The following is a 10,778-nucleotide window of genomic DNA, read 5'->3' on the forward strand; positions in this document are numbered from 1 at the left end:
CCGCTAAAGACCGGTACCCCCCGGCCGGGAACGCCGTCGGGGTCGGCGCCGGATTCGAGCAGCCTCAGCAGGGCAATGTCCAGGCCGTCCCACCGCATCCTGAGGTCGAGGTACAGCAGCGCCATGACGGAGGTCTGGAAGGCGAATCCCACTGCGCCGATGAGGGCGCCGATGACCGCAGTGGCAATGCCGACGATGATGGCTGTCGTCATCGCCTGATCGGGCCCGCCGTGCGGCGAAACCACCGTGCTGTAAAAGCTGGAGAGCAGGGATACGGGAATCATGACCACCTGCGAAATGACGCCCACCATGATGCTCACCACCAGTGTGATGCCCAGGAGCCGCCACCAGTTGTTGCGTGTGAGCTGCCAGGATCGGCTCAGGCTGTCCAGCGCGCCCAGTTCCTCCACAACAACCACGGCCGGAGCAACCATCAGTTTGATGTAGATCCAGATGAAAAGAACGATGTACAACAGGCCAAGGGGGATCAGCACCAGAGCCCCTGCAGCTCCCACCGTGCTGATGAGCAGCACCGCCAAGGCCACGAAGAGCAGTACCGCCAGGAGTCCGCCGGCGAGCAGCAGGGCGGCCAGGCGGACCAGGGGCCACACGCGGGAGCGCGCCAGTTTCCACATCTGCCCGAAGCCCGTGGAGCGGTTCAGTACGGACCGGGCCACCGGAACAACCATGGCACCCTGGAGCACCGCGGACAGGAAAATGGTCAGCACCGAAACGAGCAGGACCCCTCCGGCGAAAGAGACCACAAAAGAGAGCAGGTCCTGCTCCGTCAGCCCCTCCGCCCAGGTTTCGATCGATGCAGCCGAGGTGGCGGTGAACGTCGTGAGGACGGCCGCCAGCACCGCCGCGAACGAGTTTACGAGCAGTGCCGCCCCCAGCATTGCCTTGGCGTTGCCCCGGATGGCCTGGAATGAACCGTCCAGGATTTCGCCGAACATCAGCGGGCGGAGCGGGACAATGCCGGGTTTGGGCGGCGCAACATAACGGGGCCGGCCGTACGGCGGCGGGCCGCCGGCGGGGTTCTGCGGGGGCTGGCCCCATGCGGGCTGAGCGCCCGGTGGTGTGCCCCATCCGGGCGCACTGCCCCAGGGAACCTGTGCGGGGCCGCCGGGAACCGTGGGAGGTCCGCCGGAAGGGTTCTGCGGTGGCACCCATGGGGGCTGGCCAGATGGCGCCTGGCCCCACGAAGGCCGGCCGTCGTCCTGCGGCGGCCGCATATTCGGATCCTGGTGTGACAACCTGTTCCTTCCCCCGGCGCGGCACTGTCCGCGTCCTGCCAGCCTATAGTTCCGGCGTCGGGCGTCATAGCATGCGCCATGCCGTACAGGGCGTTGAGCAGGACAAAGCCTGTTCAATAAGGGAACATATAACTATGAAGGCACGCATTCTGGTAGTAGACGATGACGAGGCGCTGGCCGAGATGATCGGGATTGTTCTCCGCAATGACGGCTTCGATCCGGTCTTTTGCGCCGACGGCGGCCAAGCGCTTGACATCTTCCGCTCTTCCAAGCCGGATCTCGTGCTGCTTGACCTCATGCTTCCGGGCGTGGACGGAATTGAGGTCTGCCGGCAGATCCGCGCCGAGTCCGACGTTCCCATCGTGATGCTCACCGCCAAATCGGACACGTCCGACGTCGTCCGTGGGCTGGAATCAGGGGCCGACGACTACGTGCCCAAGCCCTTTAAGCCCGCCGAACTGGTTGCCCGCGTCCGGGCGCGCCTGCGCCCCGGTGACCAGAAGGCTCCGGAAACCCTGCGCATCGCCGACATCACCATTGATGTTGCCGGCCACACCGTAAAGCGCTCCGACGAACGGATTTCCCTGACGCCGCTGGAATTCGACCTCCTGGTGGCGCTGGCCCGGAAACCGTGGCAGGTGTTCACCCGGGAGCTGTTGCTGGAGCAGGTCTGGGGCTACCGCCATGCGGCTGACACCCGGCTGGTCAACGTCCATGTACAACGCCTCCGGTCAAAGATTGAACGTGATCCGGAAGCCCCGGAAGTAGTATTGACGGTTCGTGGTGTCGGCTACAAAGCAGGTTCCTGAGCCTTCAGGACCGGAAGACGCCCGCGAACCGGGCGTCCCCGCAGCCAAGGCCCCCGAACATACTGATGCGTTGGCCGCGGAACTGGCCAGGCTTCCATTCCGGGCCAGGATCTGGCGGCGCCGCGGCATCATTGTGGGCCTGCGGGTGGCCCGTCTTGTCACGATCGGACTGCGCCGCCTCCTGCCGGCCCTCCGCTACCTGGGCAAGTCCCTGCAACGCCGGTGGCGGCGGTCCCTGCAGTTCCGGACCGTCCTCACCACACTCATGCTGGCCGTCACGTCCTTCGGGGCGGTGGGCGCTTACCTGTCGAACCAGATTGCCAACAACCTTTTCCAGGAGCGGCTGACCCAGGCCGAATCTGAAACCCGTTACAACGTCAAGCAGGTCCAGGACACCTTCGACGGCGCCCAGGTCACGGACCAGTCCAGCGTCATCACCCTGGTTTATGACACCCTGAACGCGGTGGAGGGCAGGGGCTCGGTCATCCAGCGGCGATACGTCTTTGAGGCGATGCCCGAGCAGACCAAGCCCCGGAACAGGTGGGTGGAGTCCAGGGCCTCTGACCAGCTGACCGTCAGCGTCATCCCGCCGGAACTCCGCAAGGCTGTCCAGGAATCCGGCAAGGACCAGTACTGGGCTTCCACTGTGATTCCGGTGGGGACCGAAGACCGGCCCGGCATCGCGGTGGGCAACAAGGTCACCTTCAACGGCACCGTGTACGAGCTCTACCTGATTTACGATCTCAACACCGCCCAGCAGACCCTCGACGAAATCCAGGGTGTCCTGTTGGCCGGCGGGGCGGTGCTGGTCCTGATGATCGGTGCGATCGCCTGGTACGTCACGCGGAACGTGGTCAGCCCGGTCAGCCACGCTGCCCTGGTGTCGGAGAAGCTTGCTGCCGGCCAGCTGCAGGAGCGGATGGTGGTCAAAGGTGAAGACGAAGTGGCCCGCCTCGGGGCGTCATTCAACCACATGGCCGCCAGCCTCCAGGAGCAGATCACGCAGCTGGCCACACTGTCCCAGATGCAGCAGAGGTTCGTCTCCGACGTCTCGCATGAGCTGCGGACTCCGCTGACCACGGTCCGGATGGCCGCTGAAGTGCTGTACGACGCCCGTCACGATTTCGACCCCATCAACAAGCGCTCCGCTGAACTCCTCTACAACCAGGTGGAAAGGTTCCAGTCCCTGCTGGCGGACCTCCTGGAAATCTCGCGCTTCGACGCCGGGGTTGCCATGCTGGACGCCGAGCCCGAGGACATCCTTCAGGTCATCGCCCACGTCATTGAAGGGGCAGCTCCGGTGGCAGCGGAATACGGGTCCGAGATCATACTCCGCGCGCCGGCCGAGGGCATTGTGGCCGAAATGGACGCCAGGAGGATCGACAGGATCCTGCGCAACCTCATTCTTAACGCTGTGGAGCATGGGGAAGGCAAACCGGTCATTGTCACTGTCGCGGCCAACCAGTCAGCCGTGGGCATCGCTGTCCGGGACCAGGGCATCGGCATGACCCCGGCCGAGGCTGCCCGGGTCTTTGACAGGTTCTGGCGCGCCGATCCTGCACGTGCCCGGACCACGGGGGGCAGCGGCCTCGGTCTGTCTATTGCCATGGAGGACACGAAGCTGCACAACGGCTGGCTGCAGGCATGGGGGAAGAAGGGGAGTGGAGCCAACTTCCGGCTGACCATTCCGTTGCGGCAGGGTGAGGAGATCGAGCGTTCCCCCGTCCAGCTCGAGCCGGAGGAGATCATCCTGCCCGGCGTGCCGCAGGAGAACAGGATGGTGGTCGTGGCGCCCGGGCCGGCGGTGCCCGTCAGCGCCTCCGCCGCCAGCGTGGGCCAGTCCGGGGCAGCAGCCACACCGAAGGAGTCTTCATGACCGGACCTACCATGCGGGGACCGCTGAAGGCGCTGGTGCTGATGGCCGTCCTCCTGCTCCTGGCCTCCTGTGCCCGTATTCCCACGTCCGGCCCCGTGGGCAAGAGCGACGAAGGCAGCGCCGGCAACCTCAACGCTCCGGTGTTCCTCCCGGCCGCTCCCCAGCCGGGGGCAGCTCCGGAGAGCATCATCGACTACTTCTACCGCGCCGGTACCGGGTACGAGGGCGACTACGCCGTTGCCCGGGAATACCTCACCCAGGCAGCCTCCGTGGCGTGGAAGCCTGACCAGCGGGCCCTGGTCTACCGCGAAGCGAAGGTGGTGGGCACCGACGTCGAAAATGTCTACAACTACCAGCTGGACGTCGCCTACAGCGTGGATGCTGACGGAATCGCCACGCAGACTCCGGCGGGAACAATCGAAAACATTCCCGCCACGCTCACCCAGGTCGACGGCGAGTGGCGGATTTCTGCCATCCCGGACGGCACCGCGATCCCGGAGGAGACCTTCAAGGTCATCTATGGCGCGTACCCCATCTACTTTTACGATCCCAGCTTCACCTACGCGGTGCCGGACGTCCGGTGGTTCATCAAGAACAAGACCGTCAAGGCCATGACCAGTGCCCTGCTCGCCGGCCCCGCGCCGTACCTGCGCGGCGCAGTGGTGAGCGCCTTCCCCTCAGGAATCAAACTCGCCCGCGAATCGGTTCCGGTGGTGTCCGGAGCAGCGCAGGTCGATCTCAGCGCCAAGGAGCTTACGGAGGCATCCACCGAGGACCGGCTCCGGATGCAGACGCAGCTTTCCATGACGTTCCGCAGCCAGCCCGACGTCGTCAATGTTGAACTGCGCGCGAACCAGGACCTCGTCCGGGTTGAGGACAACGGCTCGGTGCTGCCTCCGGTGCGGGACAAGAACGTGCCGGGCCGGCAGATCGCCGTCAGCGGCAATGAGCTGGTGCGGTATGAGAACAACCGGGTATCCCCGCTTCCGGAAATGCAGCCGGTTTCCTCGCTCGGACCCCGGTTCCCGGCTGAATCCCCGGTGTCGCAGACGGTCGCTTTCCTGAACGAAAGCCGGACGACGCTTTACAGCATGCTTCCGGGCCAGCCCGCACGGGCCCTGACAACGCGCAGTACCATCACCCACCCTTCCTTCAGTCTTTTTGACTGGGTCTGGGCCGCCGGGCCCGGAGCCAACGGCGCAACGGAGGTTGTGGCCTACCGTCCCAACGGCGTGGCCGAGGGCGCCGCGGTTCCCACCGTGACACTCGCGCCGTCCTGGCTTGCCGGCCGGACCGTGAAGGATCTCCGGATCTCCCGCGAAGGTGTACGGGTCATGGTGATTTCGGAACAGAACGGCAAAACCAGGGTTCAGATCGCCGGGATCATCAGGAATGCCGATGGCACGCCCAGGGAACTGACCACGCCCATCACCCTGGTGACAACCGGTGACCCAAATCAGGGAGTCTGGGTCAACGACACCACCGTAGCCGTCATGGAGGGCTCCGCAGCGGAGAACGTGACCCCGGAACTGCTGTCCCTGACCTCCGGAGAACCTCAGCAGCTGGCTCCCTGGCCGGGGCTGGTATGGCTGAGCGCCGGCAACGGCGTGGAGGACATTTACGGCCAGTCGGCAGAAGGAGTCTTCCAGCGGCTGGGGAACGGCTGGTCGCCCCAGCTCAAAGGACCGATCGACCCTTCCTTCGCCGGGTAGCGTACGCCCGCAAACCACCACCCCCAATACGGCGTTTCCACATAGACGCTGTCAGGTCTTCCCGGTGAGCGCTGGCTACGCAACGCTGGGGGAGTGAGAGCCGCTGCAGATCCCGATCTCGTTCCGCGCCCGCTCGTGTCCGCCAAGCACCGCGGAGGACACCACCGGAGGTGGCTGAAGGCTGCCGAATTCCTGGCGGCCGCCGGCTCCGAAATCCTGGCACTGGCCGTGCCGGTGGACTGCGTCTGTTGTGGTGCCGAGGACCTGGCGCTCTGCGTCGCCTGCGACCGTCAGGTCCGGCTGCTCACGAAGCACCCTTACAGGGCAGAGGAGCAGGCGCCTGCACTGATGAACGTCGACGGCGGCATCATCCTTCCCGTGGTCGCGGCGGGGGCTTATCGAGAGGAGCTGGCACAGGCCCTGTTGTCGTTCAAAAGCCACGGCCAGCACCAGCTCACGTCGGTGTTGGCCAAAGGACTCGGACGAGGCATAGCCGCCGCGGCCGAGGGCCTCGATGATGTGTGCCTGGTGCCGGTGCCCAGCAGTACCACAGCGTTCGTCAGGAGAGGCTTCAGCCCCGTCCATCTGCTGCTGGCGGCATGGGGACGGACATACTCAGCCGGCGGTGTTCCGGTGCTGGATGTCCTCCGCAAGTCCCGGCGCCGGACGGTGATGGAACAGCTGCCGGGCGGCCAGAAGGGCCTCGGCCGCGGTGCGAGGGCCCGGCGTGTCAGGGGCTCCATGAAAGTACGGGGAAACAGGCGCTCAAGGGTTGCCGGGCGTCGGTGCATCATCGTCGATGACGTGCTCACTACCGGTGCGACGCTCGCTGAGGCGGCCCGTGCGCTCCACCTCAGCGGCGCCGTTGTGGCAGGCGCTGTGGTGCTCGCGGCGACACGCCCGCCCGATTCAGCTGGCGGCGAAGCGGCACCCGCGGGAGCCCGCGGAAAGCCACCTGTCTTAGAAAAAAATAAACGAATAAAGGATGAATAACGGGGGGCTATGAACTAACGTCGGTTGTGGGTACCAAGAACAAGTTGTACCTTTCGATAGCGGCTCGGAAAGGGGCTCGACTGTCAAGCAGATCGGCTCCTGGAATGTGCCGCCGTCGTGTCACCGAAGTCATTTGGAGGGCACCATGGAGTTTATGATCAGCGGACGAAATCTGACGGTCTCAGACCGATTCCGCGAATACGCCGGTGAGAAGATCTCAAAGATTGAGTCACTGGGCGACAAGGTCCAGCGCGTGGACGCGAAAGTTTCCAAGGAAACGAATGCACGCCAGACCGGGGACCAGCTCACCGTCGAAGTGACGGTTCTGGGCCGGGGGCCCGTGATCCGCGCCGAAGCCAGCGCCGCAGATAAATTCGCTGCGTTCGATCTCGCATACAACAAGCTCCTTGAGCGTCTCCGCCGTGCCAAGGACCGCAAGAAGGTCCACCACGGGCGGCATACACCCAAAGCCGTCCGCGAAGCGACGGCCGAACTCGAACCCGCCAGCGCCAACGAACCCCTCTACGTTGAGGCGAGTCACCGCCAGGAGCCGCAGGCAGCACCTGTTGAACGCTCACCCTATGAGGTTGAGAACGACATTCCGGCCGGCGATTCGCCGGTTCTGATTCGGCGCAAAGTCTTCCCCGCCGCTTCACTGACGCTCGACGACGCCGTGGACAACATGGAGCTCGTCGGCCACGATTTCTACCTCTTCGTGGATAAGGCCACCAATACGCCCTCCGTCGTGTACCGCCGACGCGGCTGGACCTACGGCGTGATCACCCTGGACCACGAGTGCGAACCGGGGGAAACTGCCATCGAAGAGAAAATCCTTGCTTACCGTTCCGGTGATGAGGCTGCACAAGTCAAGGGCGCCTAGCCCTGTAGGAAAGGACTGACGTGCCAGCAACGCTGAGCCTTCGACAGGCCCGGCGGATCGCACTGGCAGCTCAGGGACTCGACAAAGGACGGCCCGCCGGCCCCGTGACCTCACGGACGGTGGGCCGTACCTTTGCCCGGCTCCAGCTGGTCCAGATCGATTCCGTCAATGTGCTCGCCAGGAGCCACTTCCTCCCCTTCTTCTCAAGGCTGGGCAACTACGATCGCACCATCCTGGCGCGGATGTCCGGTTCGCAGCCCCGCCGCATGATGGAGTACTGGGCCCACGAGGCAAGCTTCATCCGGCCGGAGCACTTCCAGGACCTTCTTTTGTGGCAAAAGCGGAAGTGGGTTGGTGCGGCAGCCATGGACCCGGAACTTCGTGATGACGTGGCCGGCAAGGTCCTGGACACGCTGTCCCTGGGTCGGGCCATGACGGCAGCCGAACTCACGGCGGGCATCGGGCATGTGGAGGTACGGCGGGACGAGAACTGGGGCTGGAACTGGAACGCCGTTAAAAGGGTTCTTGAATATCTGTTCGAGGCGGGGCTGATCTCCTCGGCATCGAGGACAGAGCAGTTCGAGCGGCGGTATGCGCTGACGTCCAGGGTGTTGCCGCCCGGCTTGTCATTAGAGGAGGCACCGGACCCGGTCCAGGCCATGCACCGGCTCATCGATGCGGCCGCACAAGCCCATGGCATTGGAACGGTGAAGTGCTTCGCCGATTACTTCCGCACGCCGGTCAAGGCTGCCGCGTCTTCCGTGGAGCACCTGGTCAGCATCGGGCGGCTCGAGCCGGTCACTGTGCCTGGCTGGGACAGGCAGGTGTTCCTGCACACGGAAGCCAGAATTCCGCGGCGGGCAGCGGGGCGCGCTTTGCTCAGTCCCTTCGACTCCCTGGTTTTTGAACGGCGCAGGCTTGAGGAGCTCTTTGGCTTCCACTACCGGATTGAGATCTACACCCCGGAGCATCGCCGCCGCTTCGGGTACTACGTCCTGCCCTTCCTCCTGGGTGAGGCCATCGTGGCGCGGGTGGACCTCAAGGCAGACCGCGCAGCCGGCAAACTGCTGGTCAGGTCGGCATATGCCGAGCCTGACGCGCCGCCACGGACCGCCGTCGAGCTCGCTGCAGAACTTGAACTGATGGCCGCATGGCTGGGGCTGGACGGCATCGTGGTCAGCCAGGCCGGGGACCTCGCCGGTTCCCTCGCGGCAGCCCTGCACCAGCCGTTCCGGTCCGCTCCGCTCTCAGGGAACACCGGCCGCGTGGCCTGTGTCTCTCCCGTAGACTAAAAACGCCAGAATCGGCGGCATAAGACTGGGAGTATCTTCACGTGGCATCACTTATCGAAAAACTTCTCCGCACGGGTGACAAAAAAACCCTGCGGCAACTGCGGAACTATGCCGACTCCATCAATGCTCTGGAAGACTCGTTCAAAACCTTCACGGACGCCGAACTCCGCGAGGAAACCGACCACCTCCGTGCCCGATACCAGGATGGGGCGCAGTTGGACGAGCTCCTTCCTGAGGCCTTCGCCGCCGTGCGGGAGGCCTCGTCCCGAACCCTGGGCATGCGCCACTTTGACGTCCAGCTGATGGGTGGTGCCGCGCTGCACCTGGGCAATATCGCCGAAATGAAAACCGGTGAAGGAAAGACCCTCGTGGCCACGGCGCCGGCGTATCTCAACGCCCTCACCGGAAACGGCGTCCACGTCATCACGGTGAACGACTACCTCGCCGAGTACCAGTCCGACCTCATGGGCCGTGTTTACCGTTTCCTGGGCCTGACCAGCGGTTGCATCCTGTCCAACCAGGATCCCGCAGTCCGCCGCCAACAGTACGCCGCTGACATCACCTACGGCACCAACAACGAGTTCGGCTTTGACTACCTGCGGGACAACATGGCGTGGGACAAATCTGAACTGGTCCAACGCGGCCACCACTTCGCCATCGTCGACGAAGTTGACTCCATCCTGATCGATGAGGCCCGCACGCCGCTGATCATTTCGGGCCCTGCCCAGGGCGACACCAACCGGTGGTACAGCGAATTCGCGAAGGTCGTGCAGCGGCTGAAGCTCGGCGAGGACTACGAGGCCGACGAAAAGAAGCGTACGGTCGGCGTTCTGGAGAGCGGGATCGAAAAGGTGGAGGACTACCTTGGCATCCAGAACCTCTACGAGTCGGCGAACACGCCCCTGATCGGGTTCCTGAACAACGCCCTCAAGGCCAAGGAACTCTTCAAGCGCGACAAAGACTACGTGATCCTCGACGGCGAAGTCCTCATCGTGGACGAACACACTGGCCGCATCCTCGCCGGACGCCGCTACAACGAGGGCATGCACCAGGCCATCGAGGCCAAGGAAGCCGTCGAGATCAAGGCCGAGAACCAGACCCTGGCCACCGTGACGCTCCAGAACTACTTCCGCATGTATTCCAAGCTGGCGGGCATGACCGGTACGGCCGAAACCGAGGCTGCGGAGTTCATGGGCACCTACAAGCTCGGTGTGGTGGCCATCCCCACCAACAGGGACATGCAGCGGATCGATCAGTCGGACCTCGTGTTCAAGAACGAAAAAGTGAAGTTCGACGCCGTCGTGAAGGACATTGCCGAGCGGCACGAACTGGGCCAGCCGATCCTGGTGGGCACCACGAGCGTTGAAAAGAGTGAATACCTCTCCGGGCTCCTGGCCAAGGAAGGTATCAGGCACGAGGTCCTCAACGCCAAGAACCACGCCCGTGAAGCGGCGATCGTCGCGCAGGCAGGGCGCAAGGGCGCAGTTACAGTAGCTACCAACATGGCAGGCCGAGGCACTGACATTATGCTGGGCGGCAACGCCGAGTTCACCGCAGTGGCGGAACTGGCCAAGCGGGGACTGGACCCGCAGGAGAACTCCGAGGAGTACGAGGCCGCCTGGCCCGCTGCCCTGGAGGCGGCCAAGCAGGCCGTCAAGGACGAACACGAGGAAGTGCTGGAGCTCGGCGGCCTGTACGTGCTGGGAACTGAACGGCACGAGTCACGCCGCATCGACAACCAGCTGCGTGGGCGCTCCGGACGCCAGGGCGATCCCGGCGAATCGCGCTTCTACCTTTCCCTGACCGACGACCTCATGAGGCTCTTCAATTCCGGTGCCGCCGAGCGGCTGATGAACAGTTCGGTTCCCGATGATGTGGCGCTCGAATCGAAGCTGGTTTCCCGGGCCATCGCATCCGCGCAGGGCCAGGTGGAGGGCCGGAATGCCGAGCAGCGCAAGAA

Annotated in this window: 8 protein-coding genes; 7 read left to right on the top strand and 1 reads right to left on the bottom strand. The window is 64.4% G+C overall.

Annotation, left to right across the window (positions count from 1 at the left end; all coding sequences use genetic code 11):
• Positions 1–1,235: DUF7847 domain-containing protein (locus tag DBR22_RS09470; RefSeq protein WP_219928099.1), on the bottom strand; the 1,235-nt coding region annotated here is incomplete at its 3' end.
• A 155-nt stretch (positions 1,236–1,390) separates the two neighbouring features.
• On the opposite strand from DBR22_RS09470, the gene mtrA reads away from it, so the two are divergent.
• From mtrA to secA, 7 genes are all read left to right on the top strand, one after another.
• Positions 1,391–2,065: an MtrAB system response regulator MtrA gene (gene mtrA / locus DBR22_RS09475; protein WP_108598807.1), complete on the top strand. Its 675-nt coding sequence runs from the start codon at positions 1,391–1,393 to the stop codon at positions 2,063–2,065.
• Positions 2,037–3,941, top strand: coding sequence for an MtrAB system histidine kinase MtrB (gene mtrB / locus DBR22_RS09480; protein ID WP_375134944.1), 1,905 nt, complete (start codon positions 2,037–2,039; stop codon positions 3,939–3,941). Before mtrA ends, mtrB begins: the two co-directional genes overlap by 29 nt.
• Positions 3,938–5,653, top strand: coding sequence for an LpqB family beta-propeller domain-containing protein (locus tag DBR22_RS09485; RefSeq protein ID WP_108598808.1), 1,716 nt, complete (start codon positions 3,938–3,940; stop codon positions 5,651–5,653). The genes mtrB and DBR22_RS09485 overlap by 4 nt, the downstream gene beginning before the upstream one ends.
• Before the next feature lie 93 nt (positions 5,654–5,746).
• The gene (locus tag DBR22_RS09490; RefSeq protein WP_181365101.1) at positions 5,747–6,646 is read left to right on the top strand and encodes a ComF family protein; all 900 of its coding nucleotides are present in this window, start codon (positions 5,747–5,749) and stop codon (positions 6,644–6,646) included.
• A 145-nt stretch (positions 6,647–6,791) separates the two neighbouring features.
• Complete coding sequence (gene hpf / locus DBR22_RS09495; RefSeq protein WP_108598814.1) at positions 6,792–7,526, top strand: ribosome hibernation-promoting factor, HPF/YfiA family; 735 nt, start codon at positions 6,792–6,794, stop codon at positions 7,524–7,526.
• Between the two features lie 20 nt (positions 7,527–7,546).
• Positions 7,547–8,818, top strand: a complete 1,272-nt coding sequence (locus DBR22_RS09500; RefSeq protein ID WP_108598809.1) for a winged helix-turn-helix domain-containing protein — start codon at positions 7,547–7,549, stop codon at positions 8,816–8,818.
• A 41-nt stretch (positions 8,819–8,859) separates the two neighbouring features.
• Positions 8,860–10,778 (top strand): preprotein translocase subunit SecA (gene secA, locus DBR22_RS09505; RefSeq protein ID WP_108598810.1); only part of this gene is annotated, 1,919 nt, incomplete at its 3' end.

Source organism: Arthrobacter sp. HMWF013 (assembly GCF_003061105.1).
Taxonomy (GTDB): Bacteria; Actinomycetota; Actinomycetes; order Actinomycetales; family Micrococcaceae; genus Arthrobacter.